Source organism: Methylobacterium durans, from assembly GCF_003173715.1.
GTDB classification, from domain to species: Bacteria; Pseudomonadota; Alphaproteobacteria; order Rhizobiales; family Beijerinckiaceae; genus Methylobacterium; species Methylobacterium durans.
In genome coordinates, this window is the sequence record NZ_CP029550.1 from 4,990,111 (window position 1) to 5,015,167 (window position 25,057).

Annotated in this window: 26 protein-coding genes and 1 pseudogene; 17 read left to right on the plus strand and 10 right to left on the minus strand. The window is 64.3% G+C overall.

What is annotated here, in order from left to right; genetic code table 11:
• Window positions 1-26: 26 nt before the first annotated feature.
• Window positions 27-346, minus strand: a pseudogene (locus tag DK389_RS34505) (transposase); the annotation flags it as partial.
• Window positions 347-375: 29 nt separating this feature from the next.
• Here DK389_RS34505 and DK389_RS35735 point away from each other — a divergent pair.
• The 4 genes from DK389_RS35735 to DK389_RS23010 all read left to right on the plus strand — a co-directional run bounded on the left by DK389_RS35735 (window position 376) and on the right by DK389_RS23010 (window position 4,735).
• Window positions 376-558 (plus strand): c-type cytochrome, encoded by a 183-nt coding sequence (locus DK389_RS35735; RefSeq protein WP_418292073.1) that lies wholly within the window; start codon window positions 376-378, stop codon window positions 556-558.
• 46 nt (window positions 559-604) lie between these two features.
• Complete coding sequence (locus DK389_RS32760) at window positions 605-742, plus strand: hypothetical protein (RefSeq protein WP_162560793.1); 138 nt, start codon at window positions 605-607, stop codon at window positions 740-742.
• 690 nt (window positions 743-1,432) lie between these two features.
• Entirely contained in the window at window positions 1,433-2,449 is a 1,017-nt protein-coding gene (locus tag DK389_RS23000; RefSeq protein ID WP_236960282.1) for a hypothetical protein, read from the plus strand.
• Window positions 2,450-3,382: 933 nt separating this feature from the next.
• Window positions 3,383-4,735, plus strand: a complete 1,353-nt coding sequence (locus DK389_RS23010; RefSeq protein WP_109893072.1) for an MFS transporter — start codon at window positions 3,383-3,385, stop codon at window positions 4,733-4,735.
• Between the two features lie 276 nt (window positions 4,736-5,011).
• On the opposite strand, the gene DK389_RS23015 is transcribed toward DK389_RS23010, so the two are convergent.
• Window positions 5,012-6,277 (minus strand): efflux RND transporter periplasmic adaptor subunit, encoded by a 1,266-nt coding sequence (locus tag DK389_RS23015; protein WP_109893074.1) that lies wholly within the window; start codon window positions 6,275-6,277, stop codon window positions 5,012-5,014.
• A gap of 496 nt (window positions 6,278-6,773) precedes the next feature.
• On the opposite strand from DK389_RS23015, the gene DK389_RS23020 reads away from it, so the two are divergent.
• Entirely contained in the window at window positions 6,774-7,808 is a 1,035-nt protein-coding gene (locus DK389_RS23020; RefSeq protein WP_109893076.1) for an IS110 family RNA-guided transposase, read from the plus strand.
• Between the two features lie 415 nt (window positions 7,809-8,223).
• Here the strand turns inward: DK389_RS23020 and DK389_RS23025 are convergent, their stop codons facing one another.
• The gene (locus DK389_RS23025) at window positions 8,224-10,761 is read right to left on the minus strand and encodes a TonB-dependent receptor (RefSeq protein ID WP_109893078.1); all 2,538 of its coding nucleotides are present in this window, start codon (window positions 10,759-10,761) and stop codon (window positions 8,224-8,226) included.
• Between the two features lie 256 nt (window positions 10,762-11,017).
• Between DK389_RS23025 and DK389_RS23030 the strand changes: the two genes are divergently transcribed.
• Together DK389_RS23030 and DK389_RS23040 are read left to right on the plus strand one after the other, a co-directional pair.
• Window positions 11,018-11,347 (plus strand): hypothetical protein, encoded by a 330-nt coding sequence (locus DK389_RS23030; protein WP_162560794.1) that lies wholly within the window; start codon window positions 11,018-11,020, stop codon window positions 11,345-11,347.
• Window positions 11,348-12,188: 841 nt separating this feature from the next.
• Complete coding sequence (locus DK389_RS23040; RefSeq protein ID WP_109893084.1) at window positions 12,189-12,983, plus strand: hypothetical protein; 795 nt, start codon at window positions 12,189-12,191, stop codon at window positions 12,981-12,983.
• 265 nt (window positions 12,984-13,248) lie between these two features.
• On the opposite strand, the gene DK389_RS23045 is transcribed toward DK389_RS23040, so the two are convergent.
• The 3 genes from DK389_RS23045 to DK389_RS23055 all read right to left on the minus strand — a co-directional run bounded on the left by DK389_RS23045 (window position 13,249) and on the right by DK389_RS23055 (window position 15,074).
• Window positions 13,249-13,950 carry a sigma-70 family RNA polymerase sigma factor gene (locus DK389_RS23045; protein ID WP_109893086.1) on the minus strand — a complete coding sequence of 234 codons (702 nt, stop codon included), beginning with the start codon at window positions 13,948-13,950 and terminating at the stop codon, window positions 13,249-13,251.
• 426 nt (window positions 13,951-14,376) lie between these two features.
• Entirely contained in the window at window positions 14,377-14,793 is a 417-nt protein-coding gene (locus DK389_RS23050; protein ID WP_109893088.1) for a DUF1236 domain-containing protein, read from the minus strand.
• Between the two features lie 35 nt (window positions 14,794-14,828).
• A complete protein-coding gene (locus DK389_RS23055) occupies window positions 14,829-15,074 on the minus strand; it encodes a hypothetical protein (protein ID WP_109893090.1) in 246 nt (81 codons plus the stop codon).
• Window positions 15,075-15,898: 824 nt separating this feature from the next.
• Here DK389_RS23055 and DK389_RS23065 point away from each other — a divergent pair.
• A complete protein-coding gene (locus DK389_RS23065) occupies window positions 15,899-16,081 on the plus strand; it encodes a hypothetical protein (protein ID WP_162560795.1) in 183 nt (60 codons plus the stop codon).
• A 257-nt stretch (window positions 16,082-16,338) separates the two neighbouring features.
• On the opposite strand, the gene DK389_RS23070 is transcribed toward DK389_RS23065, so the two are convergent.
• A complete protein-coding gene (locus DK389_RS23070; protein WP_109893094.1) occupies window positions 16,339-16,590 on the minus strand; it encodes a hypothetical protein in 252 nt (83 codons plus the stop codon).
• A 300-nt stretch (window positions 16,591-16,890) separates the two neighbouring features.
• On the opposite strand from DK389_RS23070, the gene DK389_RS23075 reads away from it, so the two are divergent.
• Window positions 16,891-17,493, plus strand: coding sequence for a DUF2147 domain-containing protein (locus tag DK389_RS23075; protein WP_109893096.1), 603 nt, complete (start codon window positions 16,891-16,893; stop codon window positions 17,491-17,493).
• A 395-nt stretch (window positions 17,494-17,888) separates the two neighbouring features.
• On the opposite strand, the gene DK389_RS23080 is transcribed toward DK389_RS23075, so the two are convergent.
• Together DK389_RS23080 and DK389_RS23085 are read right to left on the minus strand one after the other, a co-directional pair.
• A complete protein-coding gene (locus tag DK389_RS23080) occupies window positions 17,889-18,119 on the minus strand; it encodes a hypothetical protein (RefSeq protein WP_109893098.1) in 231 nt (76 codons plus the stop codon).
• A 301-nt stretch (window positions 18,120-18,420) separates the two neighbouring features.
• Entirely contained in the window at window positions 18,421-18,669 is a 249-nt protein-coding gene (locus DK389_RS23085; protein WP_109893100.1) for a hypothetical protein, read from the minus strand.
• A gap of 155 nt (window positions 18,670-18,824) precedes the next feature.
• On the opposite strand from DK389_RS23085, the gene DK389_RS23090 reads away from it, so the two are divergent.
• Window positions 18,825-19,526: a sigma-70 family RNA polymerase sigma factor gene (locus DK389_RS23090; protein ID WP_109896750.1), complete on the plus strand. Its 702-nt coding sequence runs from the start codon at window positions 18,825-18,827 to the stop codon at window positions 19,524-19,526.
• An 86-nt stretch (window positions 19,527-19,612) separates the two neighbouring features.
• Here the strand turns inward: DK389_RS23090 and DK389_RS23095 are convergent, their stop codons facing one another.
• On the minus strand, window positions 19,613-19,870 hold the full coding sequence (locus DK389_RS23095; RefSeq protein ID WP_162560796.1) for a hypothetical protein: 258 nt from the start codon (window positions 19,868-19,870) through the stop codon (window positions 19,613-19,615).
• A 413-nt stretch (window positions 19,871-20,283) separates the two neighbouring features.
• Between DK389_RS23095 and DK389_RS23100 the strand changes: the two genes are divergently transcribed.
• The 7 genes from DK389_RS23100 (at window position 20,284) to DK389_RS23130 (ending at window position 25,002) form a co-directional block, all read left to right on the plus strand.
• On the plus strand, window positions 20,284-20,520 hold the full coding sequence (locus DK389_RS23100) for a hypothetical protein (RefSeq protein WP_162560797.1): 237 nt from the start codon (window positions 20,284-20,286) through the stop codon (window positions 20,518-20,520).
• A gap of 12 nt (window positions 20,521-20,532) precedes the next feature.
• Complete coding sequence (locus DK389_RS23105; RefSeq protein ID WP_162560798.1) at window positions 20,533-20,733, plus strand: hypothetical protein; 201 nt, start codon at window positions 20,533-20,535, stop codon at window positions 20,731-20,733.
• 27 nt (window positions 20,734-20,760) lie between these two features.
• Window positions 20,761-21,012 carry a hypothetical protein gene (locus DK389_RS23110; RefSeq protein WP_236960284.1) on the plus strand — a complete coding sequence of 84 codons (252 nt, stop codon included), beginning with the start codon at window positions 20,761-20,763 and terminating at the stop codon, window positions 21,010-21,012.
• Between the two features lie 305 nt (window positions 21,013-21,317).
• The gene (locus tag DK389_RS23115) at window positions 21,318-22,940 is read left to right on the plus strand and encodes an FAD-dependent oxidoreductase (RefSeq protein ID WP_109893110.1); all 1,623 of its coding nucleotides are present in this window, start codon (window positions 21,318-21,320) and stop codon (window positions 22,938-22,940) included.
• Window positions 22,941-23,229: 289 nt separating this feature from the next.
• Window positions 23,230-23,694 (plus strand): Rrf2 family transcriptional regulator, encoded by a 465-nt coding sequence (locus tag DK389_RS23120; protein WP_109896752.1) that lies wholly within the window; start codon window positions 23,230-23,232, stop codon window positions 23,692-23,694.
• A complete protein-coding gene (locus tag DK389_RS23125; RefSeq protein ID WP_210206701.1) occupies window positions 23,684-24,391 on the plus strand; it encodes a class I SAM-dependent methyltransferase in 708 nt (235 codons plus the stop codon). Before DK389_RS23120 ends, DK389_RS23125 begins: the two co-directional genes overlap by 11 nt.
• 248 nt (window positions 24,392-24,639) lie before the next feature.
• Window positions 24,640-25,002, plus strand: a complete 363-nt coding sequence (locus DK389_RS23130) for a YybH family protein (protein WP_109893114.1) — start codon at window positions 24,640-24,642, stop codon at window positions 25,000-25,002.
• Window positions 25,003-25,057 lie beyond the last annotated feature (55 nt).

The following is a 25,057-nucleotide window of genomic DNA, read 5'->3' on the forward strand; positions in this document are numbered from 1 at the left end:
GCCAACATTATTAGCGAACTCGCCAGCTATGCTGTAAGAGACTTGACGCGTGAGGTGTGCGTGGGTGCCAGCGGACGCAGCGAGAAACATGTAGCGAGGCGGATCCAGTTTGAGAGCCGCCGCCGTCGCTACTCTCTGCAGGGTTGCCTTGGCCAGCCCGTGGTATCGCGTCGAGCGCAGGTCGAAGCTGCGCACGCCTTGCAAACGTTGCCTCGATGCTTTGATCTTCCGAGAGCTGTCGGCCCTCACCCTCCTGCCACATGCACGCAGCCGCCAGCTCTTCGTGCTCGGCGCGTGGATGCAGGCTGAGCTGGCGGCTCCTCGCCCGGGTACAACGCGGCTCGGCGGAATCGTCGAAGATGGTGTCTGGCAATCATCTCGCTTGCTGCTTCGCCGTTCGCCGGCCAGCTTGTCCGTGCCACCGGCGGTCCGTTCACGGCCCAGCAGGCAGAGGACGGCCACACCAAGTACAACAGCCACTGCGCCCAGTGCCATCGTCCCAACCTGCAGGGCGGAACCGGACCGGCCCTGAGCGGAGACGCCTTCAAGGGCAAGTAGGCAGGCAAGCCCGTGGCCGACCTGCGCACCTACAACCAGACCGAAGATGCCGCCGAACGCGCCGGGAACGCTGCCGGACGATCAGAGGGACCCGATCACGGCCTATATCCTGTCCAAGAACGGCGTGCCGCCCGGCGACACGCCGCTCGGCAAGGACACCGCCTCGGCACAGATCCCGAAATAGGCCGGGGTTGGTCGCGATTCCCGTCGCTCGTAAGCGCGGCCTGCCACGGGCGGGCCGCGTCCGACAGGAATCCTAAGCGTGAAGCGGCGAAGGGCGATCGCCGTCACCTTTTCCGGCACCTTATCCCTGTAACCCTTCGGCTGCAGCGAACAGGAACCATCGGTGGCTGCCGACAAACGGCTTCGCCCGCAGCGTCGTGCCGCGCGACTTGATCGGGACGAACGATTCGCATCGTCACCGATCCGAGTTCTTCAGCGCGAGGCAACCGCCAATCCGTGCCGCTTCTACGTCCGCCTCGGAGACGCTCACCAAGTCATTTGGATGGCCGGAATGGGCGCAAATCGGAACGGCAGTCATTAGCCGAAGGCGGAACCGCGGCTTTCGGGTGAGGCACCGGGAAAGGCGCGCTCGGCAATTTGGCCGATGTCGGATCGCTCTCGACCTTCAGCCCCGTCACATCCGGGCCTGCTTCGAAGCAGGTAGCAGCAGGCCGAGACTGGACCCTGCATCAGCATGACGTAGCCGTGTGGAGGCAAGAAATGGCTCGATGGCTGCTCGCCTCTAGCCGAGGCACGTCAAGCCGTCCACGATCATCCCGCAGACGCGCGCTTATTGTGATGCGTGGCATTTCAGCAGCAGGCAGGCAGCTCTGCTTCGGGTCTAACCAGAGAGGGAGCCCCCCTGTCTTCATTGGGCCGCCGCAGGATCATGACCGGAAGCAACAAGCCCGCACGTCGCGTCTTTCAAGCGGTCGCAGCGCTGATCGCTTTGATGATCGTCTCGCTTCCCGTTCAAGCTAAGCAGGACGACAAGGCCGACTCCGACAAGGCTGACCAATCGACGGGCGGCAAGGGAGACGGCCAGGAGGGCGGCAAGTCAGACAAGCAGAAGGACGTCGATACCGAGCACCTGTTCGGCTTCACCGAGGGCGCCGACGCGGGCGAGAAGGGCGAGCAGGAGGTGGTGGTCGATACCGTCACACGCCTGAGCAAGCGCCGCGACGGACCAGGCCCATCGACTTACCGTGTGCTCGACACCCGCTTCGCCTACCAGTTCAACCCCATCGACAGGTTCAGCGTCGAGTTGAGCGCCTTCGGCAACCTCCGTCGCCAGCGCAACATCGTGGATCTGGACGACAAGTCCTTCGGCACCTTCGACGGGGTGTCAGTGGAGCTCAAGTACCGGTTCCTGAAGGGCTCTGCCGAGCAGCCCCTCGGGCTGGCGATCGAGGTGCGACCGCGCTTCACCCGCGTGCTGCCGATCGAAGGCAACGGGGCCAACATCTTCGACATGGAAAGCCTGCTGCAACTCGATGTTCAGGTGGTGCCGGACAAGATCTGGTACGGCAGCAACATCAGCTTCGAGCCAGCCGCAGGGCGGCAGCGAGGTTCCGGCGAGGGATACCGCTCTTCGACGTTCCTGTGGTCGAACGCCGTTGTTGGACGGATCGCGGAGAAGACCTTCCTGGGCCCGGAGGTTCGCTACCTGCGGGGCTATGACGGGATCTTCCTCAACCGCTTGGAGAGCGAGGCGCTCTTCATCGGTCCTGCGTTGCACCACCGTTTCACTGAGAAAGCCTGGCTGACGCTGGCCTACGGAGCGCAGGTCTGGGGTCGCGACACCGATCCGGCGTACGCGCGGCGTGCCCTGGGCCTGAACCAGTTCGAGCGCCACAACCTGCGCGTGAAGTTCGGCATGGAATTCTGAGCAAGGCAGCGTGATTTGCTCTTCCCGCAGCCCAAAGGCAGCTTCCAGCTCCTTTGGGACTTGCCCGTCTCACTGCTAATCACAGGCCGGATCATCCCGCTATCGCGCGTGCCGATGGTCAACACGCGCTACTCTCATCGGCGGCCAATCAGAAGCCTTTGAAGCGGGGTGGGAGGGGGCATCGAGATGAGAGCATTTCTAGGTTGGATCCTGTGCCTCTGGATCGCTGCTGCCCAAGCGGAGACCGCCAAGATTGTAGGGATCGGAGCTTCGACATGTGCCCGGTTCAACCAGGACATCTTGGAGCGCCCGGACGTCGAGCGAGACTACTTTGCCTAAGCACAGGGCTTCAAGAGCGGAGCGCTCATCAGGGCCCCAGAAGGTGTCGACAGGGGGCTGGACCTCGCGCCGTCCTCATTGCCCCTGAACGTCCAGGCGGACTTCATCCGCGCATTCTGCGCCAAGAACAACGATCAGGGCTACATGGACGCGGTGCGCGCGCTCTATCACCGGCTGCGCGGACCCAGCCTCTGAGGTTGAAGCTTTGCCGAAGCATTCAACGGAGCTGATAGCACCGATAGGCGCTACTTGGCTGGGATATCCGCTTCGGAAGCGCCGCCCGAGTTGATCGAATGACGACGAGGGGCGGATTGTGTTGAAAAACTCCGTTTGACCCTCTTCTGAGGGCATGAACCCACAACACCTGGGGCGGCGAGCGCCAGCCACCAGCCGTAGAGACCTCGGTCCGTGCTGAGGAGTCTTTCTACACAATCGGCGCGAAGCTGTCGTTCACAGACGGATCATTTCTCGGCGGGAACAGAATTCGTAGACCAATGTTGCAAAGCGTCCCTTCCTGACGAACCAGGTTCCACTGCCGAGGCGAGAGATTTAGCCTGACAGGTGTGCGTGAGTCGCGACCGGATGACGTCGGCTATGACAAGCAGCAATCTCAGCAAAGACTTACGGCTCGCTGGTCAGCTCGCCAGTCCACAACCGCAATTCACCGCCGAAGCGCCACAGTCGAGCCGCCGCCGAGCGATTGTCGCTGGCGCCATCGGCAACCTGCTCGAATGGTACGACTTCGCCGCCTACGGGTACTTCAGCACCGCGATCGGACTGAACTTCTTTCCCTCCGACAACCACACTACGTCTCTGCTCTCGGCCTTCGCCGTCTTTGCAGCCGCCTTCTTCGTGCGTCCAATCGGAGGTGTCGTCTTCGGCCACGTCGGCGACCGCTACGGCCGCAAGCCCGCACTCCTCCTGTCGGCCGGCCTGATGACGGTCTCAACCTTCGCGATGGGTTGCTTGCCGACCTACGAAACAGCCGGGCTCCTTGCCCCAATACTGCTGGTGGCGTTGCGGCTCTGCCAGGGCCTCTCGGTCGGTGGTGAGTACACCTCCTCGGCCATCTTCCTGGCCGAGGCCGCTGATCCGAGGCGTCGCGGTCTGACAGGCAGCTTCGCTGGCATCGGCGCGGCGAGCGGTATCCTGGTGGGCTCGATCGTCGGTGCGGTCGTGACCGGGCTGCTGACACCCGACGAGGTGCGCGAATGGGGCTGGCGCCTGCCGTTCCTGTTCGGCATTGGCCTTGGCGGGTTCATCTTCGTGCTGCGCCGGCATTTAAGCGAGCAGCAAGTGGATGAGACTTTCGCTGAGGACCGCGCCCCCAAGGACGATCGCTCGCCCCTACGCACGGCCATCGAGAACGACGGCTCGGCGATGGTACGCGCCTTCGCCATGATACTCGGGCTGGCCGTCTCCAACTACGTCGTGTTCGTGTACCTCGCGACATACCTGCACACTGTGATTGGTCTTTCGCAGAGCACCGCGCTCCTCATCAACTCGATCGCCATGGCGGTGACGACCATTTGTCTTCCGGTCATGGGGGCGCTGTCTGATCGTTTCGGCCGCAAGCGGGTGCTGGTCGTGACCGTGTCCAACCTTGTCTTGCTGTCTTGGCCATTGTTCCTTCTGCTCGGCGGTGGGCAGCCTGTGCCGATCCTGTTCGGACAGATCGTGTTCGCGGTATTAGTCGCCGGATACGGCGCCGTGATCCCAGTCGCGCTCGTCGAGATGTTTGGGCATGGTTCACGCTGCACGGCGCTGGCGATCAGCTACAATGCCGCGATGGCCCTTGCAGGTGGAACCGCGCCGATGGTGGCGGCCTGGATCGTCCACCGCCTGCAGATAGTGGCCGGGCCGGGCCTGTACATAGCGGTTCTGGCGCTCGTCTCACTCGCCGCCGTCCTCACGATGCGTGACAAGACTGGGAGTACGCTGACGTAGCGGCGCTCGAACGATCAGCGAGAACGCCGTCGGCCGCGCCGTTGATACTCTGCCGCTCTGAGGCCGCGTACGGGCGCAACCAGACCCATCATCGAGGCTGCTTTTATGCCCGCTGCGGAAGATCGGTCCGAGCTGCCTCGCCGGCAGCAACGGAGGAACCTCGACAGCCCAGATGGACCGCGATCTTTCGCAGCATTAACAGAACTCGCTCAGCCTCTGTCCTCGTCTCATCTCGATCGACTGCGAAGCGGCGCCTCGGTCAGGGCGGCTCTGACGTCATTGCTGAGTGGCCATGCGGTCGACGAATAGCGCACCCTTGGAGATCACGGTCTCGCTCGCCGCCAAGCCTTCGACGACCTCCAAATTGCCTTCGTTCAATGTGCCGGGCGTGATGTGGCGGTGCTCGACCACGTTGCCGTCCTTGAGCACCCAGACGCTCGCCTGATCACCCTCGAAGATCACCGCCCGCCGCGGCACAGAGAGCGAAACCGTGTCGTATTCCTTGATGATGCTGACGCTCGCGAACATCTCGGGCTTGAGCAGGTTGTTGCTGTTCTCGATCTCGCCGCGCACGACGATCCGCCGTGTCGCTGGGTCGACGGAGGCTCCGATGAAGTTTACTCGGGCCTCGAAGGTCCGGTTCGGGTGGGCGAGAACGCGAAACAGCAGCCGCTCGCCCAGCATCACCTTGGCCGCGTCGACCTCGCGCAGATGCGCGACGAGCCAGACCAGCGATAGATCGCCGATGATGTAGGACGGGTCTGTCCCGCCGGTGGCGACGTACTGCCCGGGCCCAATCTTGCGCTGGATGATCGTGCCGCTGAGCGGCGCGTTGATCATCGTCTCGGCGTTGATCACGCCCTTCTGCTGAAGGGTGGTCATGTCCGGATCTTTCAGGCCGAGGATGCGCAGGCGGTTGCGCACCGCCTCTAGGCCGACCTCGGCTGTCTTGAGATCGTTCGTGGCGTTCGAGAGGTCGTTCTGCGCGTTCTGCAATTCGCGCAGCGTCGTCGTTCGCGACTCGAAGAGGTCGCGCTGGCGCTTCTCTACGGCCTGCGCGAGGGTGAGTTGCGAGCGACTCTTGCTGAGGACGTTGAGGGCGGCGAGGTAATCGTTCTGGGCCTGGACCATCTCGTTGGCCTGTACGGAGAAGAGTGGCGTGCCCTGTCTCACGTGCTGCCCTGTCTGCCCAAAGATCGCGACGACGCGCCCCGGATAGGGCGAGAAGATCGGAGTTGCCCTGTACTCGTCGACGCTGATCTTCCCTTCGGTGACGATCTCCTCGTAGAAAAACCTGTGTTCGACGCTCGCCGTCGTGAGCGTCTCTAGCTGCCGCTCCGTGAGCACGAAGCTCCCCCGCATCGGCTGATTGAGGGCCGCCGGTGTGGCGATCAGCGCCGTCGACGGGCCTGCGGCCGCCTCGGTCGAGCGCTGATACCAGACCACCCCGCCCACGCTGGCCAGGAGCGCCACGATAATCAGGACCTGGAGCCAGGGCTTCAGGACAATGGGTTTCCCGTTCCGGCCATGCGCATCGCTCATTGGCGCCGCATCCATAGAAAAGCGCTCGACCGTTCGGGCCAGCATCGACCGCTTCCCAACATTAACGCACGAAAGGCAAATCTGCTTCGAGGTGCCCGGAGTTCATCACCAAATCCGTACAGGCGCCGGGACACATATTTTGCTTGGCGGGCTCCTTGAAAATCTAACGGAGTGAGGAACGGCTGCTCACCGGCGTAGCTGTACTGAGCAGCTTCCACAGCTAGGCCGACACGCATCCTGGCGAGATGAGATCACGGGACTTATACGATCAAGCGGCTCCGTAAAGCTCCGCCCACGAACATCCGCTTCGGAGATGCCGTCTCAATCGGCTGAGTTGCGGCAATGGGCGCAACGCCGAATGGCTGATCCTGGCCGACAACAGAATGGCGGCTTTCGGCAGCTGACCTGCAGAAGCAGATGGGCTGGATGGCTCCCGCTCCCGGCGCTGCGGCGCCAAGAAGGTGCTGTCATGCAGCAGGAGCTTGGAGCCACTACGATGGAGATCACGACCGTCGGCCTCGACCTGGCCAAGAACGTCTTCCAAGTGCACGCCATCAGTTGCACGGGCGAGGTTCTCGTCCGGCGCGCGCTCAGGCGGGCGCAGGTGATGCCCTTCTTCCGCAAGCTCCCGCCCTGTCTGATCGGCATGGAAGCTTGCGGCGCGAGCCATCATTGGGCGCGCGAACTCACGGCCCTCGGTCACGAGGTGCGACTGATGCCGCCGGCCTACGTCAAACCGTACGTAAAGCGCGGTAAGACTGATGCGGCGGACGCCGAGGCGATCTGCGAGGCTGTCACGCGCCCGACCATGCGCTTCGTGCCGATCAAATCGGTCGAGCAGCAATCAGCCTTGTCTCTGCATCGGACGCGCGATCTCCTGGTCCGGCAGCGCACGCAGTTGGTCAACATGGTCCGCGGGCTGCTGGCCGAGTTCGGCATCGATATCCCGAAGGGCCTCACTCATGCCCTCGCCTTCGTACGGCGTGCGATCGCCGGTGAGGCGCACGAGGTCCCGAAGCTGGCCGCCAAGGTGATCGGCGCCTTAGCCGCGCAGGCGATCGCGGTGCAGGACAGCATCCACCGGCTCGAACGCGACCTGCTGGCTTGGTACCGCTCGAACGATCTCGCCCGACGCATCGCCACCGTGCCCGGCGTCGGCTTGCTCGGCGCGACCGCGCTGGCCGCCACCGTCACTGATCCGAGCCACTTCCGCTCCGGGCGTCAGTTTGCGGCCTGGCTGGGTTTGACACCGCTCAACAACTCCAGCGGCGGCAAGGAACGGCTCGGCCGGATCTCGAAGATGGGCGACCAGTACCTGCGCCGGCTTCTCGTCACCGGCATGACCTCGCTCGTCCGGCGCAACAAGCACCATCCCAGCGCGGCCGACCCGCGCCTGAACGCACTGCTCGCTCGCAAGCCGGTCCGCCTCGCCACGGTCGCGATGGCCAATCGGGCGGCGCGGGCGATCTGGGCCATCATGGTCCGGGGCGAGGTCTACCGGACGCCCGCGCTCGGCATCGCGGCGGTCTGAGGGGGAACTCACCAATCAGCCCGGTACCGCGCGAAGGAGGTTGCGAGGACCCTGTGAAGTGATGGCGCACCGGTCAGACCGGGGACGAGGACAACCCGCTAAACGTCGAGGGCGTCGAAGCCCGCGAAGCAGGATGGGACCTCGTCCGCGGAAACCATCAGGGCCAGCGGTCGATGACCGCGCGAACAGGCCGAACACAAGACGGCACCCGACCGAAATGCCAATCCGTCACAGATCCCCTTGCAACGCGGGAGCCATCCACACAGGACGTTCATCGCGGCTCGCGCGCTCGCCCGAAGGGGCTGGCGCGGGCTCGCTGACGGGAGCCTCATTCAGTGAAGGCGACGATGGACCAGCGGCAAGCAGGCTGGCACGCTGCGGAGAGCCATCGTCGGCCCTCCTCGACCGAATGTTATTAGAATTTGCGGACCAGCGGCTCTGGCATCGGAGCCGGCGCCTCGCCGAAGGTGTAGCGGACACCGCCGTAGAGCGAGAGCGGCTGCGCCAGCGTCGTCGTGCGCGGATCGTTGATCACGAAGTTGCCCGCAACCGGACCCCGCTCCGCAAACGTGCCGAACGTGGCGTAGCGGTTGTTGGTCAGGTTGGTCACGTAGCCGAACAGCTCCAGGTTCGGGTTGACCCGGTAGCTCGTGTTGAGGCTCAGCACGTAGTAGGCAGGCAGCTTCGGGTTCAGGTTCGACTCGTCACCCCGGAAGTAGGACGACGAGTAGGCCTGCAGCGCCATGCCGACGCGCCAGCGCGGCAGCAGCTCGACATCGAAACCGATCTTGAACTGGTGGGCCGGGACCAGCGGCACCTTGTTGCCTGGCCGAATGAAGATCGCGCCGTCATCGGCCAGCGGATTGTTCGGCGAGGTGAGCGTGCCCGTGAACTGGAAGGTCGCGTCGATTAGCGCGTAGTTCGCGTAGACCGACAGCCAGTCCGCGACGTACTCGGCCCCGACCTCAACGCCCTGGCGCTGCGTGGCCGGCACGTTGACGAAGTAGCCGCGCGCCGCGTTGCCGGGTGTGGCGAGCTGCAGGATGTCGTTTGCCAGATCCGTGCGGAAGGCGCCGATCTTCCAGTTGACGAGACCGCCATCGTAGAAGTCCGGCAGCGCGCCTCGGAAGCCCACCTCATAGGTCTGCGCGGTGACCTGCTTGAGCGGCGGGTCGGCCACCACCGAGTTCGGCAGCAGGCAGGGCCGGTCCGGGTTGGCGCAGGCGAGCTCCAGTGGGGTCGGCGCCCGGTTCGACTCCGAGTAGCTGCCGTAGAGCGAGAGGTTCGGCGTGAAGCGGTAGGTCAGGCCGGCGAGCGGGTTGATCTTGCTGTAGTAGTGCGTGCCCGTCACGTCCGGCGAGAAGCCAGTCAGATCCAGGCTGGTGATGCGCGCGAAGTTGAGCCGCGCGCCAGCCGTCAGCGAGAGCGCATCGGTCAGGTCGATCGTGTCGGTGGTGTAGGGGCCCATGTAGAGGTTCGAGCCAAGGACGCTCGATGGCGCGATCCCGAGCGCCCCGGCCGTGCGCAAGAAGTCGGTGCCGAGGCCCGGAATGTTGCCGTAGAAGGGGTTGTTGGGATCTGTGGTCACCCTGAGGTTAGGGTTGATCACGCCGAGTGTGCTCGACGACTTGAAGCTGTAGTCGGCAACGTCGATCGAGCCGCCTACGACGAAGCTGTTACTGAGCCCGAAGACCTTGTCGCGGTTGGCCGCCTGAAGCGAGCCGCCGTAGCCCGTCGCCTCGATCTTAGTGGTGTCGATGGTGCCGTAGGGCACGCCCGGCGTGAAGGGGATGCGCGGCGTGGTCGGGCTGACGATCAGGAACTGGTTGCGGAAGGCGAGCGGTGACTGCCCGGGTGCGGGGCTGAAGCCGTCATCCTCGAAGCAGAGCGAACCGCGGAAGGAGGACTGCCGGCTGCAGTTCTCGAAGTTGCCGTCGTTGCCATCGACATAGCTCTGGCTGAAGCGACGCATGTAGGCGTTGCCAGCCAAGTCCCAGGTCGGCGAAAGATCGACGCGACCGGTGACTTGGAGCGTGCCGAGTTCGGTCGTGACGGTCTGCGGGAAGGTGAAGATCGCCCGCTCATTGATGCGGGTAAAATCCACCGGCGTCGCGGAGGTTGCGCCGTAGAAGGTCCGGGCGAACTGGCCGATGACGTGGAACTCCGCGTCGGGCGTGCGGTAGCCGAGATCGCTGTAGATCCGTCCGAGCGTGCTCGGGCTCTCATAGCGCCAGCCGCGATCGTTCAGACCGTCGCCCGCGAAGTAGAAGCTCCAGGGGCCGATCACTTGGCCGTGCTGGAGCGAGCCGGCAACACGTCCATCCGAGCCGCCGAGCGCAGTGATCTCGGTGCCCTGCCAAGTGAAGCCGTTCTTCATCTGGATGTTGATCGCGCCGCCGAGCGCGTTGAGTCCGAAAACCGGGTTGCCGGTGACGACGTCGATGCGGTTGATCGCGACCTGCGGGATCAGGTCGAGGTTCACCACGTCGCCGAAGGCTTCGTTGATGCGCACGCCGTTCTGGTAGACGGCGAGGCCCTGCGGCACGCCGGTGACCGGCGAGGCCTGGAAGCCGCGATAGGTGATGTCGACGCGGTTCGCGCTGCCTTGGGCGTCGGAGATGTTGAGGCCCGGCACGCGCCGAGCCAGCGTGTCGACCGGGTTGAAGGTCGCCCGGTCGAATTCCAGGTCGGCCCGCGTGACGGACTCGACGGTGCTGGGGATCTTGTAGAGGGGCTGGGCACCACCGCGCAGACGCTCGGTGACGGGCGCTTGGATGGCTGGGCCTGCAGGAGCATCGAGGACCGGCGCTGCCGACGCGCCGTTGCCGGCAGAGGTGCCCACCGGTGTCGTGGCGACGACGCTGAGCTCACCCAGCGTGACGGACTGCTGAGCCTGAACGATGGCGGGTAGCAGCGCCACCGATGCGATCAAGCTGCCGCGCAGCGCCCACATGTTCGTCCCCCACCGTTCCTGGAGACGGTCTTACGGCTCCGCTTGAACTCTCGGCAATCACGAGAGCCCGGACTCGGACCTGACTTCCAGCAGTTCATCCGGGTGGACTCACCAATCTCGGTTGCCGTGCCGATCCGGCAACAGTTGGTGCATCGCAGTCCCGGATTTTCCAGGAGGAGCTGGCAAAAACAGTCGGGATAAATAGGCAAGTCTGCGTCATGTGGCGTAATGGAGGGGCTGCAGCGGGCGTGAGTTCATGAGTTGCAGTTACTCAGCCTTCGCAACCCCTGCCGAGATGCAGGTCCTGAAGTCACGCAAGGGGTACGGCAAGCTCCTGGCGGCGAAGCTGGAGTTCGTCAGGATTAGATACGAGATGGTCGTGGGCAGAACCCCGTTCGGCCTTAGCGGCTACGCTTTTCTGCAAGGAGAAGCGGACGCCCTGCGGGTTCGCTGGCTGCTCCCAGACGTTCAGCTACGCCTCCGGGATATGCGCGTTGTGGATTTGTCCATCACGGAGGTCTTCGGAACGACTGCGCGTGCAGAGATGATCGCTATTCCAAAATGGTTTCTGTATTCGCTCATTTGAATAAATCACGACTCAAATTACATCTATTAAATATCAATTACAAAATCATATAAATTGAATTAATATCTCCGCCATTGTGCGAAATTTTTGATCGACTGCCCATTAGGAGGCTGATTTAGGTGCGCTGAGGTTCAAGAGTTGATCTGTGCCCGACAACCCGGCTTCCCAGTGCACAAGCGGGACGCCACAGGCTGTCATCACCACGCGCAGATCCTCAACGCACAGTTCGGCCTCGGCACGCGCCAGGAACCCGCAGCGCCAGTACGCAGACCCAAGCGCCGTGACGGCCACGACCGCGAACCTCCCGTCTGAGTGATCGACGATGCTGTATGTCAATGTTCGCGCCATTCCCTCGACCGCAGCGGTTTGCGCAGGTTGGCCGGAACGCGGGTGGCCTGGGGAACGATCCCTACCCCCCGGAGTGTTAGGCGTTCACTGTACGGGCAGGGTGCTCAGCGTACGCCGATGCGGATCGCTCTGTGAAATAACACGGATTGAAGGACATGCTGGTACCAGGTGGACTCGGTGTGGATCAGGCCGAGGGGCAGAATGCACTCTGTCGAGCCTACTTGCCTGCAGCGATTCTGGATCACCTCGGCTCGCAACTGCATTGGAAGAGTAGAGGCGTCGCAATCGGGCTAACTCGCTGTGCACTGAAGGTTGCGATCAGTCGCACCTAGTTGGCGTCCGCACAGTCCAGGCTCTGATGGGTCGGCGAGTGAGCAAAACTCGGCCATATTCACGACGTCGTGAGCGCCGGTGAGCGGGGATTTGTTTCGGAACCTGTTTGCGGGAGCGGCCGTTCTGCAGCCCATCTCCAACATCTCAGACAGGATCTCGCATGCGTAAGATCGCTCTTGTGTCCGCCACCGCCCTCTGCGCCGCCGCGCTCGCTGCACCGCAGGCCGAGGCACGGCCTCTCGGCGTCGGCGCCGCAGTCGGTGCCGGGGTCGCGGGCTTGGCCGTGGGCTCAGCTATCGGCGCAGCTGCGTCCGGCGGCTACTATGGTGGCTACGGCTACGATTACGGCTATCCGCCCTACGGCGCCTACTCCTGGGGCGGCCCTGAGATCGCCGGCTACACCTACGTTCCGGCCGGCTACGCCTACCCGCCCGTCTACGACTACGAAGACAGCACGACCGTGGTCTCGCGCCCGAGCGTGGTGAGCCGCAGCCGGACCATTGTTGATACCGGTTACGCACCGGCCGCATACGGCTACGATGATGGCTACGAGACGCGCCGCGTCAGCCGGAGTGTTGCCAGTCGCAGCTACGGCACATCCTATGACCGCGGCTACGGCTACCGCTCTGTATCGCGGCGCAGCTACGAGCCCGATTACGGCTACGGGCGCAACTCGTACCGCAGTGTCTCGGTGCGCAGCTCCGAGGGGCGCTACGGCATCAGCTCGCGGGATCGCCTCTCGGATCAGGGCGGTTACCACTCGGCCAACAACTTCGAGACGCGCCGCAGCCTCAACGAGCGCAGTAGCCGGCAGGGTCTGCGGAACGTCGCGGCAGGTGCATCCGAGACGGCGGGCCGGATTACCATGGAGCGCGGCAGCCGGATGACCCGTGGCACCGAAATTGATCGCGGTTCCTGGCAGGAGCCTAGCCAGCGCGGTGGCCGCAATTACTGAGCGACAGAGGCTGCAGCAGAGCTGGCACTGACGCCTTGAAGCTTCACGCCGGGGTGGTCGATGATGAACATGATCCCGGCGTTCCCCAGCGTGCTCCGAATTGCGTCCGCCCGAACGGCCGAGATGTCCGACACGCCAAGTGCGGACTCGGCGTGTTTGACCACGCTGAGGCGCAGCTGCGCCGCGCTCGCCAGGGTTCTGAACTCATCTCAGCCGCCTACAAGAAGCGCCAGCCGCCCACGAGAAGCGGCGATCTGAGTGCCGGTCATTCGGCTCCCGTCACGAGCCGAAGTGCGGGCACGCCGAGCGAGCCAGCGAGGGCCGCCCGTGCCCGGCTGACGCGGCTTTTGATCGTGCCGACTTGGCATCCGGCTCGGGTGGCCGCGGCCTCGTAGGTCATACCTTGTGCACTGACAAGGACCAGCGCCTCACGCTGAACTGGCGGCAAATTCGTGAGCGCCACCCAGATCTTACGAAGATCGGTGCTCTGCTCCAAAGTGGGTGGCGTCGTCACCGGATCAGCCGAGAACTCCGAGGCGGCCTCGCGCTTTATCGTGCGACGGTCGGCGTAGAAGAGGCGCCGCAGGATGGTGCAGATCCAGGCCTCGACATTGACGCCGGGCCGGTAACTCTCTTGATGCTGCCAAGCCTTGATCACCGTCTCCTGAACCAGATCGTCGGCCTGTGCCTCGTCCATCGCCAGCGACACGGCGAAGGCACGCAAGCGCGGCAGAACTGCGAGGAGTTCATCTCGAAACGTTTCGGCGTAGGCTGCGTCCTGACTGTCCAGCACCTCGCTCAGCTGAGCGACGAGGCCGAGGAGATGACGAGGCTGATTCTCCGAGAGGACGTAGGCGTAGAAGACCTGCAGCTCCTCTCCCAGACGCTCCCGAAGATGGGCGGGCAGCGTCGTCTGAGAGGATGATGAAAGTCCGTGGTCAGAAGAGCGACTTCTGCGAGCCCTCATGACGTATGTCCCGCATCCTCCCGCAAGGAGGCTGCCAACGCGTGTACAGTGAATTCATAATAGCGATTCGCTGTATGCGATCAAGGTCGAGCCTGCGAGTTCGACCCAACTGTCTCTGCGTGAGCAGGCGATCTTGAGCGTCAGGGTTCAACGGCTAGCGAGACGCGCAGATCTCGCGCCGTACGAAGGTCGGTGTGACCAGGATGGGCCAAGCCGCTCCAACCATCAGCGTGCGCCTAAAGCCCGAGGCGTTTGGACTGGAGCCCGTCGCAACGGCCACGTAGAGGCCGGCAAGCACATAGGAAGTCAGGAAGCCTTGAGCGAAGCGGATCAACGCTGATCCCGGCAGTGCGTACGCCCGTCAGAAACAACAAGCCCGCCTCGGCACAGGCCGGACGGGCTCGTTTCAGTCGACCGTTCGATCGCTCAGTCGATGACCTCGACGATGCGGTGGCTGCGATCCACCAGCACCGGCTGCTTGTTGACCACCGTGTACCGGTAGCCTGGCTTCACGTGGTACTCGTCCGGTACGTCGTAGTAGGTGACACCAGACGACGGCAGCGTGCTGCCTACCGCGACCCGGCCATCGTAATCGTAGGACTTCACGCGGCGCTCGGTGACGTAGTTGCGGAAGCGCGGACGGTCATCGACGCCGAGGATCCCGCCAACCGTGCCCGTGGCCGCGCCTACTGCGCCGCCGACGATGCCACCGACGGGACCGGCCGCCGCGGCACCTTCCTCAGCGCCACGCTGGGCTCCGCGCACGGTGCCTTGAGCCTGAGCGGCCATGGGCAGCGCGAAAAGAGCGGCCATGGTTGCCGCGAGCAGAAGCTTGTTCGTCATAATCATCTCCAAATGTTCAGAAGGACGGCAACGCCTCAGTTGCAGCCTTCTTTGTGGACCGTCTTGGAGTTGCCCGCACCGTCCTCCTTGTGGACAGTCTTGGAGCCACAATCGACGGTGCCTGTCGTTACGTTCCGGTGCTCGACCACACCCTCGCGACGCTCAACCGAGACGCTCGGGCTGCTGTCGCGGCGAATGACGGTGGTATCTTCGGCGATGGCGCTGGACGAAGCGCCGGCAAGGGCTACAAAGGCTGCGCCGGCGATCAGTAGATTGCGCATGTGTCGTGCTCCTCAGTGAGAAACCACCGCAGAAACGGAGACTCGCCGATAGCGTTCCGGACTATTTTCAGCCTCGAATACGCAGTGTGAGAATGGTTAATGCCTGCCCGTCTCTCGCCCTCAGGTCGGATGCGCCGTGCTCTGTCGGAAGGCGGCTTCATCGCCGCGGAATTGCTCGTTGCTGCTGCGAGTAGCTTGCCGGAAGCGCTGCCGCCGCCTTCATCGAGCCATAGCACTCGTAGTGGTCGAGCGAGCGGTGGTCGGCTGGATCGAGTTCGGCCGCTTCACACCCCGAGGGCGTGGAACAAGTAGTAGCCTGTCAGTCGCATCGCCTCGCTCGCCGCATCAAGTCGGAAGCCTGCTGGTGCCTGCTGAGCGTTTTGGATGGTGCCGCCAAACTCCCATGTGTCCCCGTGCACGAAGCTGGGTACTGGTCGGTCCTGGCGAACAGCACAGCGGAGGGCGGGCTGACGCTTGCGACAGAAGACGTTGTAGGCGGCGGGCGCCTGCATCGTGCGTGCTCTCCATGCTCGGGACGGGTGCAGCGTAGAGCATGGAAGAAGCGGCACTGCCTATGCGAGCGAAAGCATGGCTGTAGGCATCCTGATGCGGCAGCCGCGCGGAACCATTCCGATCGTAGGAGGGGCTTGGCGAGCCGTTGCATCAAAGTCGCTCTGCAGCCCTGCACGTGAAGGCGCTCGCGTGGCAGGGCGCTACCAGACCACGGTAACAAGTCGTTCAGGAAACCGATCGGCTACGTACTGGCCGTACAGAACCGAACGCGACCGTCAGCGTTAAGGTCTGCCTCAAAACAGGAGACCTGAATGATCAAGACGCTCGCTGCCGCAGTCCCGGCCCTCGCTCTTGCCATCGTCATGGCTGCCTCTCCGGCTGCTGCCAAGACGGTAATCATCAAGAAGCATGGTCACCATCATCACGGCTTCCATCATCACGGCCATCACCATCATCACGGCGGCAAGACGGTCATCATCAAGCACCGCCACTAAGGCGATCAACACGAAGAAGCCGGCTGCGGGTCAGATGATCTGCAGCCGGCGCTTTGGCGGAAGCCATTTGGATGAAGGCCTTAGAGTGATCCAGTGTAGAGTTTGTGCCTGCGGCCTACGGCGTCCACTTCTCGGTCGGAAGCGGGCGCCTCACAGGCGTGCAGGTCATCAGCGGTGAACTTGCCGCCAATCCCGTCGGTGAACCTCAGCGACGCTGTCACGGCGGCTGCCCCGAGCCTGCGCACTGTTGTAGGCGTTCAGCCCTTCTTGTTCTGCTTGTAGCTCTTGATGGCACTCTGACATCCAGGCGACAGCTTCGATATGTTTTTCTCGAAACAGGCCTGCGTCTCCGGACCGTCCTCGGGCGGGAGGCCCGCGCAGAAGGTGGTGAAGTCGCCCATGCATTGCTGCTGCAGCACCGCCTTGTCATCGGCGGACATAGGGGCTGAGAGCGCGGCGTTCGCCGCCCCCGCGAGTAGCGCAACGGATGTTACAAGGCGTATCAGCATGGCTCGTTCCTGGGTCGTTCGAGAAAACCGGAAGGAAAGCCGCGACGGGGGCAAACCGTTGCAGGCGGCGCGGCCGCTTTCGAGCGGGTCACTTTCCGTGGCTCACTTCGGGCGGATCAATGGCATCGCCCCCTTGCTGCGCCTCCCAGGAACGAGAAGTCCTTAGCGAACGTAGAAGCGCCGTGTCAGGCGTCAGTCCGGTGACCCGAGCGAACTCCGAGTTCAGCACCGTCTACCGGTCGACCAGGGAGCACACTCCAACCTGACACGTCGGGAATCCATCAGTCTGAGGTTGTTGAGATGACCCTGATCCACGTCCGCTTCACCACCGCTGCGCTATTCGCGGCAGCGGCTCTCGTGAGTTCCCATTGCCATGCCGCGCCAGCAGTCGTCCCGGCAGGGACGTGGTTGACGGAAGATGGCCGCGCTCGCGTCCGGACTGAGCCGTGCGGTTCTGACGCCACCCGCCTGTGCGGCTTCATCGTATGGGGCAGCAAACCCCTGGATGAGAACGGCAAGCCGAAGGTCGACCGCTACAACCCGGACCCGGCCAAGCAAGCCCGCCCGCAGCTCGGGCACCAGATGCTGCTCGGATTGAGAACGAACTCAGACGGGCGGTTCGAGGGCAAGATCTACAATGCGGAGGACGGCAAGTCGTATGACGTGACGGTGTGGAGCGATCAATCGGCGACGCTGACCGTGAAGGGCTGCATGCTGGTGTTCTGCGCCTCGCAGGCCTGGAAGCGCGTCGCGGACGTCGCTCACGGCCAACTTCAGGGAGCGACCGACGCTGCTGGCGGCCCACGTTCCGACCCGGAATGGGCAGCCAAAGGTGCGGTGACGGGCAGCGTCCCAGCGAGGAGGGCGCCTCCTACCGACGGCTCGCCGACGCGAGTGAAATGAGGTGCATAGGGAAGGGGCCTCGGCATCCGCATTCGGCAGGAAGCCGGAGGTTATCGTCCGATATACGCTTGTCCTTATGCAGCAATCGACATCCGATGGCGCGACACTCTACCGTTGTTCACGATGTCGAAATGGCCAGTAGTGCACGGTAGAGTGGTCATTGCTGACAGGCGGCCAGATCACCACAGCCCGTAGGCTTCTCTGGTGGAACCAGAGGAAACTCGCCAATGCGGCGAAGCTGCGCATCAGCGTCATCATGTGCGCAAACGCTTGTGCCGGAGGGTTAGACATCCCGATCAGGGGGTGCGATGCCATCGCTGACGCTCTGCAAGATGTCGGGACCACGTTCACGACCACATGGCCGGGAATGAAACGCCGCGATTGAATAGGGGGCATCAAGTGCCCAGGCGCGAAACAGTTTCGAGCGACGAGAACTTCGGCTCGGTGATCAGGAGAGTGGCCCGAATCGCGCCCAATGTCCGCTCGTCCGCCCCGTCCTGGATTGCCTCAGCCAGCAGCGCTGCGACCTGCAAGAACAAATCGGCATGGCTCGGGTGGCCCCGCTGGAGCTGCTCGCCGTCAAGTAATGTAATCAGGCGCTCCATGATCGTACAGGCTGTGCTCATTGACGTGTTCCTGGCAGTCGATGCTCGTATTGCTTGCCAGTTTCCTACCAGAGCAGCTGATGAAGAAAAGCCTACACACTCGCGCTAGTACGAGCTGAGCCCGCGATGGTCATAGGTTCGGCAATAAAGACGGTATGCGATACGCTGAAATCATCGAGGTAGAACTGCCCCATCCTCGGCAACCTCGTCAGATCCGCGACCAACCTTGGCCGAGGACATAGGTCATCATGGGCCGACGGGCTCCATAATGCCCGGCGTGCGAGCGGTGCCGCGGTTCGGCTAAGGTTCGGTAGAGCAAGCCCTACTGGAACGGGCTCCTGGGTGCCCCGAGCATCGCCCGTAGGTCCATACCCGGCCGCTCCGCTTCCCGGCGCACCAGCGGAGCGCCACAGGCCGCCATCACCGCGCGCAAATCCTCGACGCACTGCTCGGCCTCGGCACGCGTCAGGAACCCGCAGCGCCAATGCACGGAGCCGGACGCAGAAACTGCCACGACCGCGAACCGCCCGTCCGGATGATTGACGATGCTGTAGGTCACGGGTCGCGCCATTTCCCCGATCGCGCTGGCCTGTAGAGAACGGCTGCAACGCGAGCAGCACAAGGAACGATCCCCCGAACGGCCTAGTTAGATGTTCACTGTACGATCAGGATGCTCGGCGTACGCCGTCGCGCATGACGACGCAAAACGACAGCAGGTTGAACGACATGCTGATACCAAGCGGGCTCGGTGTGGATCAGACGGAGGTGCAGGGCGCACCAGCTTCGGCTCCTCTTGCTGCGGCCATCCTCGATCACCTCGGCTTCGAGTTGCAGGCGGCCTACGGTGCGCTGATGCAGGCTCAGCCGCCGCAGCGGCTGCTCGACCTAATCGCGCAGCTCGACAGCGCGCTCGCAGTGCAGGGCGGAAACGCGGAAGCCTTCCGCGACGGCCTTGTCGAGGCGCTTCCTGGCCTGCGGGCGTTCGCGATGTCGCTGATCCCGGATGCGACACGCGCCGACGACCTCGTGCAAGAGACGATGGTGCGGGCCTGGGCGGCGCAGGATCGCTTCATCCCGGGCTCGAACCTGAAGGCATGGCTCTGCACCATCCTGCGCAACCAGTTCTACAGCGAGTGCCGCAAGACCAAGCGCGAGGTCGAGGACGCGGACGGCGTCATGGCCGGCACCCTGATCGCACCCGCCGCCCAGGAGCACGGCACGGACCTGCGCACGATCTGGACGCACATCGCCAAACTGTCGCCGTCCCAGCGCGAGGCGCTGCTACTCGTGGGCGCCCAGGGCCTGACCTACGAGGCGGCGGCCGAGGTGATCGGTTGCCAAGTTGGCACCGTGAAGAGCCGGGTGAGCCGGGCGCGCGCGGTCCTGACGAGCCTGCTCGGGATGCCCGCAACACGGGTCTCCGCTTAGGCGCCGATTTTAGGCCTGCCTCTGACGCTCCCTGACGTTCAAACCTGACACGGGTAAGAGAGAGCCTGCACCGCGCTCTGGCTCGGCTATGCGGCGATGTCGAGTTGCTCGGAAGCTGGCGCCAGAGCAGGAGTGGGCAAACCACGCCGGTAAATCAATGACACGGCGTGCCAGAACGCGGTCCCGTCCCCCTCTGAACGCTCAAGGCTTTCCTCGATCATGGCACGCGCCTGCTGCGCCAGAGCCTCAACCTCAGTCGGATCGACCTCTAGAGCTGCCATCTTGCGCCTCGTGATGTTAATCCCGGTAACATCAACGTGCATTGCAGCATTCTGATCCGGCATGGCGGGCTGGGCACCACCCCATGATGCGCGCCGGCGGGAGCTGCGGTGCAGCTACTCCTGATCCGCCTCGTGCGCGTGCAGACACTTCACAGCGGTGCGGAGCTGGCCCCGCACGCCCCAGCCAGACGGCGGAGGGCAGGTACTCTCAAGTAATCTGGCAAGGGCATGAAGCTGTGGCTCATGCAAGCACAGGACGCGGACAGGTCGAGGCAGCCATGGGTTAGTAAGCATCATGTGGCGAAGCGCCTTTGGCGTGACGATGAGGGTGGCGATGCGGGCCATGGGAGACCAACCATCGGCGGCGCCTCACATGAGCCTCGTGAGCAGGCGATGCCCCTGAGAAGGGCTTGAAACGGTCCTGGGCCCTTGAGCGTTTCTGATGGTCGAGCACGAGACGGCAGCGGGAGCGTTTCATGTCCAGCTGGCGGTCCATGGATCGGGCCCCGCAGGACGGCCGGTGGATCGTCGCCATCAATCGGCACGTGCCTGACACGCGCGCCGTGATCCACTGGGATCCGACGCGCTTCGGCGATGCCCGCCCTTGGCACATTGCCTCCTGCCGGCACATCTACCCCACCGACGCCTTCACCGACTGGCAGCCGTTTCCGGACTGCCCGCCCGCCGCTGAGGCCGACCCGTCAGCCACATAGGAGACGATGACGATGGCGGCGGACAATGCGGCTCCCCTCGTCCTGCAGGTGGAGCCCTGCGCGAACGATCCTGGCCGCTACCGCTGGGTCATCTGCGACCGCGATCACGTCGTTCGGCAGTCCTGCTACTCGCTGGCCAGCGAGGAAGAGGCACGAAATGAAGGACGGGCCGCTCTCCGGGAAGCAGCCGCCCTGTTGCGCGACAGCTCCTGAAGCGTGGAGGCGACGGGATGCACGAAGATGACCCTCGCGCGGCTCGCATCACGAGGAGGTGATCACGTCATGACTCCGATCAAAAGGTTGGCCCGTTTTCTCACCGATGAAGTCCATGGCGAGTTCCATATTACCCTTGAGGCAGAGGGTGCTGAGACCTTCCAGGTCATCGCGACCGAACAGCAGATCGCGGGCCTGATCGAAAAACTTGATGACCTTCTCGGCGATGATGCCGACGAGGATGAGGTAACGGAGCACAAGGAGATGGGCGACGAGTAGCACTCGCGGCCCATCTCATTTCGCAGCGCACGGAAGGCCAGGCGGCGCTCCTTAATGCCCAGGCGGCAAACGTCCGGTTCCAAGCAGTCGCCTGGGATGGCCGGATGGCCGGATGGCCGGAATGGGCGCACATCTGCCGGGCTGCGTCCGGCCCAGGTTGATCGGAACGGCTGCTCGTCGCAGGTCAATCGAACTCTACCCGTAACGGCCGTGGGGCCAAAACCTTGCGAGGTCGGGTGCCTTGTCTACCGAAGACAGGCGTTCGATGCTGCGCCGCACCGGCCATAGTGCGATGGGGGCGAAGCATGGAAACGATCGGACCTGATCTGCGCGTGATGCAGCGGGTACCCCTTGCAGCATCGCATGTCGCCGCGATCCAGGTCGCCGGAGCTGAGAGGCACTATCCGGCCGCGACTTTTCTCGCACGCGCCGGCGAGCCAGCCGACCGCTTCGTCTACGTCAAGGAAGGCGAGATCGAAGTGGTGAACCCGTTCACGGATGAGCGCCATCTTCCGTCCACTCTCGGTCCGACGCAGTTCATGGGAGAAATCTCGTTCCTGAACGGCGGCAATTGGTCGATGCCCATGCGGGCGGTCAAAGACACCAGCGTGATCGAGGTGCCGCGCCCGGAGATGCTGCGGCTGATGTCCGAGATCCCCGAACTGTCGGACATCATCATCACGGTCCTCGCGGCACGGCGGCGGCGACAGCTCGACACGCATGACGGCACGCTGGTGCTGATCGGCGAGGATGACGACCGGGCCGTTCGACGGATCGCGGAGTTCGCCAGCCGCAACCGCCTGCCCTACAGGTCCTATGCTTTGGGCAGCCAGGAGGCGGGGGCTGTCGCGACAAGCTGCTTGATTTCGTCCGACCGGCCGGCCGTGATCTTCGGCCGGGACATCGTCGTGACCGACCCGACGCCCGACAAGATCGCGCAGTTGCTCGGCCTGAACTACAGTCTCGTCGACGACGAGGCATTCGACGTGCTCATCGTCGGCGGCGGCCCCGCCGGCGTCGCGGCAGGCGTCTACGCCGGAGCGGAGGGGCTCCGCGCGTTGGTGGTGGAGGATGTCGCGATCGGCGGCCAAGCGGGCACGTCGAGCCGAATCGAGAACTACATGGGTTTTCCCACCGGAATTTCTGGTGCCGATCTCGTCTGGCGCGGCGAGGTCCAGGCGATGAAGTTCGGCACGCGGTTCGCGATGCCGCGGCGGGTCGTGAGGCTGGAGCGGCTCGCAGGAGGCGCGTTCTGCGCGACGTTCGATAACGACCAACGCGTTTGTGGGCAGGCCGTCGTCGTCGCGACCGGTGTGCAGTACCGGCGCCTGCCGATCGAACGTCTCGAGGCGTTCGAGGGCGCGGGCGTCTATTATGCGGCGACGGAGATCGAGGCTCGCTACTGCAGGAATGCCGAAGCCATCGTCATCGGTGGCGGCAACTCGGCAGGGCAGGCGGCGATGTTTCTCAGCCGTTCTGCCAGGCACGTTCGCCTTCTGGTACGGGGCCAGTCGCTCACGACCTCGATGTCGAGCTACCTCTCAAGCCGTTTGGCGGCAGACCCGACGATCACGATCGAATACAGCGCCGAAGTCAGCGCTCTCCATGGTGAGGATGAACTCGATGCGGTGACGATCCGCAGCGTTGCTGATGGGACCACCCGCACGGTTTCGACCTGCGCGGTGTTCGTCATGGTAGGGGCCGCACCCAATACCGACTGGCTATCGGGCCTCGTCAAACTCGATGACCACGGTTTCGTACTGACCGGAGACGCGATCGGCGCAAGCTCGCCCTATGCCACGTCGCAGCCGGGAATCTTCGCGGTCGGCGACGTGCGCGCCAGTTCCGTCAAGCGTGGCGCATCGTCGGTGGGCGAGGGATCGGTCGTCATCTCGAAGGTGTGGGACCACGTCCAGAACCGCGAGTAAGTCCGCAAGCGAGCTGCAGCTTGGCCGGCTCGAAGGGCACATGCCGCCGAGCGACCGATGCCGGGCAGGCCTGGAAGACCGATGGGCGCTGAGGGGTGCCGATCCGCCGGCCGTCCCTAGCGGAGAGCGGCCCGTCCGCTTCGGGGTCCCCGCCGCGCCCATGCTTTGGGGCGAAGGCGCGACTCAGCGGCCGCCGCAGGCCGAGATGGTCACGCAGCGACGTGCCCGCGTGCCATTCCTGGCACCGCGCCGATTGACGGCGCCCACCCCATGTAGCATCGTTAGTTACATGAGACGGGATGGCAGGTTGTCGGGCGTCCTCCACGTCCTCCTCCACATGGCCGAGGCGGACGGGCCGGTGACCTCCGAACGACTAGCCGGCGTGATGGGGACCAATCCCGTCGTGGTGCGTCGGACTATGGCGGGCCTCCGTGATCTGGGGCTCGTGGCCTCCGGGAAGGGGCACGGCGGTGGCTGGACCGTCGCCTGCGACCTCGACCGCGTGACCCTGCACGACATCTACGTCGCCCTGGGCTCGCCGGAGATCTTCGCCATGGGTCACCGGAGCGAGGAACCCGAATGCCTTGTCGAGCAGGCCGTCAACGCCTCGCTCGCGGCCGCCTTCCGGGATGCAGAGAGCCTGCTGCTCTCGCGGCTGCGCGACGTCACGCTGGGCCGTCTCAGTGCCGACTTCCACGCGCGATTGGCGAAGCGCGGACTATGCGGGCAGGAGGCCCCATCAGATGACGTCTAGCGCGCAGCCGGAACCGATGGACTTCGTGGCGGCCTTCTCCGACCCGGAGGCCGCGGGACGCTATGCCGAGGGACCGCGTCGCTTCGTGCCGGGCTATGAGGCACTCCACAGGATGACCGGCATCCTGCTCGCCGAGCATGCCCCGCCCGACGCGAAGGTCTTGGTGCTCGGGGCCGGGGGCGGTCTGGAACTACAAGCCCTGGCAGAGGCCCATCCTGGCTGGTCGTTCGTCGGCGTCGATCCGGCGAGGGAGATGCTCCGTCAGGCCGAACGAACGCTTGGACCGCTCATGGACCGGGTGACCCTCGTCGAAGGCTACATTGAGGACGCACCCCTCGGCCCCTTCGATGCGGCGACCTGCCTGCTGACGCTGCACTTCCTCGATGCGGCGGCACGGGAGGACACGGTCCGCGCCATCCATCGGCGCCTGAGGCCGGGCGCCCCGTTCGTGGCCGCGCACGGCAGTTTCCCGCAACGGGATGGGATCCGTTCGCGCTGGCTCGCGCGCTACGAGGCATTCGCGGTCGCATCGGGGGCCGACCCCGAGCAGGCGACGCGGGCTCGGGCGGCCGTGGAAGCCAATCTTCCCACGCTCGATCCGCACCAGGATGAAGCCATCCTGCGGGGCGGCGGCTTCCGCGAGGTCGAGCCGTTCTTCGCTGCCTTCACCTGGCGGGCCTGGGTCGGTCGAGCGTAGGCGCCATCCCCGCTCGGCCGCTGACCAGCATATCCATCGCGTCATGCCAGTGGACGACTTGGCCGCAGGGAGCGGCTGCAAGGCAGCCCTGTGCTCGCGGGAGCGTCTCGACGGAGCACCGAGGATTAGCTTGGACGAACGTCCCGCAGCGTTGGCCGAGCGTGAGCAACAGTCTCCGAACCGCGGCCGCCATGGGGACACTACCGGCGCGGGCGCGGGCTCGCGCGAGAGAACAGGAAGGAGAGACGATGAGCACGCAAGGCCGGGCGATCGCCGACCTTTGGGATCGGACCTTCAACAAGGGCGACACAACCGGACTGGGCAATCTCTTCAGCGAGGACGGACAGGTGATCCCTGCGGGCGGCTCCCCGGTCCGGGGGCCTCAGGGCATCGCGGCCTTCTTTGCCGACCTGCAGGCCAAGGGCTTCAAGGACCACAAGATCACGGTGCAGGATGCCGTCGAGAAGGGCGATATCCTCGTCCTCACGGGCCGCTGGTCGCTGAGCGGACCCGGTGAGGGTGGTGCGACGCAGAGCTACGGCGGCAATTGGGTGAACGTCCTGGAGCGGCGGGGCGGAGGTTGGAGCACCGTGCTCCACACCTGGAACTGAGGCACTCGCCTCCCGTCGCACCGGTCCCCATGGATCGGTCCGGCGTCCGATGGCG

Excerpts from the sequence above, each read along its gene's own strand:
- DK389_RS32760 (WP_162560793.1), top strand. The coding sequence starts at position 605 with ATGCCGCCGAACGCGCCGGGAACGCTGCCGGACGATCAGAGGGACCCG.
- DK389_RS23010 (WP_109893072.1), top strand. The coding sequence starts at position 3,383 with ATGACAAGCAGCAATCTCAGCAAAGACTTACGGCTCGCTGGTCAGCTC.
- DK389_RS23015 (WP_109893074.1), bottom strand. The coding sequence starts at position 6,277 with ATGAGCGATGCGCATGGCCGGAACGGGAAACCCATTGTCCTGAAGCCC.
- DK389_RS23020 (WP_109893076.1), top strand. The coding sequence starts at position 6,774 with ATGGAGATCACGACCGTCGGCCTCGACCTGGCCAAGAACGTCTTCCAA.
- DK389_RS23025 (WP_109893078.1), bottom strand. The coding sequence starts at position 10,761 with ATGTGGGCGCTGCGCGGCAGCTTGATCGCATCGGTGGCGCTGCTACCC.
- DK389_RS23030 (WP_162560794.1), top strand. The coding sequence starts at position 11,018 with ATGAGTTGCAGTTACTCAGCCTTCGCAACCCCTGCCGAGATGCAGGTC.
- DK389_RS23040 (WP_109893084.1), top strand. The coding sequence starts at position 12,189 with ATGCGTAAGATCGCTCTTGTGTCCGCCACCGCCCTCTGCGCCGCCGCG.
- DK389_RS23045 (WP_109893086.1), bottom strand. The coding sequence starts at position 13,950 with ATGAGGGCTCGCAGAAGTCGCTCTTCTGACCACGGACTTTCATCATCC.
- DK389_RS23050 (WP_109893088.1), bottom strand. The coding sequence starts at position 14,793 with ATGACGAACAAGCTTCTGCTCGCGGCAACCATGGCCGCTCTTTTCGCG.
- DK389_RS23055 (WP_109893090.1), bottom strand. The coding sequence starts at position 15,074 with ATGCGCAATCTACTGATCGCCGGCGCAGCCTTTGTAGCCCTTGCCGGC.
- DK389_RS23065 (WP_162560795.1), top strand. The coding sequence starts at position 15,899 with ATGATCAAGACGCTCGCTGCCGCAGTCCCGGCCCTCGCTCTTGCCATC.
- DK389_RS23070 (WP_109893094.1), bottom strand. The coding sequence starts at position 16,590 with ATGCTGATACGCCTTGTAACATCCGTTGCGCTACTCGCGGGGGCGGCG.
- DK389_RS23075 (WP_109893096.1), top strand. The coding sequence starts at position 16,891 with ATGACCCTGATCCACGTCCGCTTCACCACCGCTGCGCTATTCGCGGCA.
- DK389_RS23080 (WP_109893098.1), bottom strand. The coding sequence starts at position 18,119 with ATGAGCACAGCCTGTACGATCATGGAGCGCCTGATTACATTACTTGAC.
- DK389_RS23085 (WP_109893100.1), bottom strand. The coding sequence starts at position 18,669 with ATGGCGCGACCCGTGACCTACAGCATCGTCAATCATCCGGACGGGCGG.
- DK389_RS23090 (WP_109896750.1), top strand. The coding sequence starts at position 18,825 with ATGCTGATACCAAGCGGGCTCGGTGTGGATCAGACGGAGGTGCAGGGC.
- DK389_RS23095 (WP_162560796.1), bottom strand. The coding sequence starts at position 19,870 with ATGCCGGATCAGAATGCTGCAATGCACGTTGATGTTACCGGGATTAAC.
- DK389_RS23100 (WP_162560797.1), top strand. The coding sequence starts at position 20,284 with ATGTCCAGCTGGCGGTCCATGGATCGGGCCCCGCAGGACGGCCGGTGG.
- DK389_RS23105 (WP_162560798.1), top strand. The coding sequence starts at position 20,533 with ATGGCGGCGGACAATGCGGCTCCCCTCGTCCTGCAGGTGGAGCCCTGC.
- DK389_RS23110 (WP_236960284.1), top strand. The coding sequence starts at position 20,761 with ATGACCCTCGCGCGGCTCGCATCACGAGGAGGTGATCACGTCATGACT.
- DK389_RS23115 (WP_109893110.1), top strand. The coding sequence starts at position 21,318 with ATGGAAACGATCGGACCTGATCTGCGCGTGATGCAGCGGGTACCCCTT.
- DK389_RS23120 (WP_109896752.1), top strand. The coding sequence starts at position 23,230 with ATGAGACGGGATGGCAGGTTGTCGGGCGTCCTCCACGTCCTCCTCCAC.
- DK389_RS23125 (WP_210206701.1), top strand. The coding sequence starts at position 23,684 with ATGACGTCTAGCGCGCAGCCGGAACCGATGGACTTCGTGGCGGCCTTC.
- DK389_RS23130 (WP_109893114.1), top strand. The coding sequence starts at position 24,640 with ATGAGCACGCAAGGCCGGGCGATCGCCGACCTTTGGGATCGGACCTTC.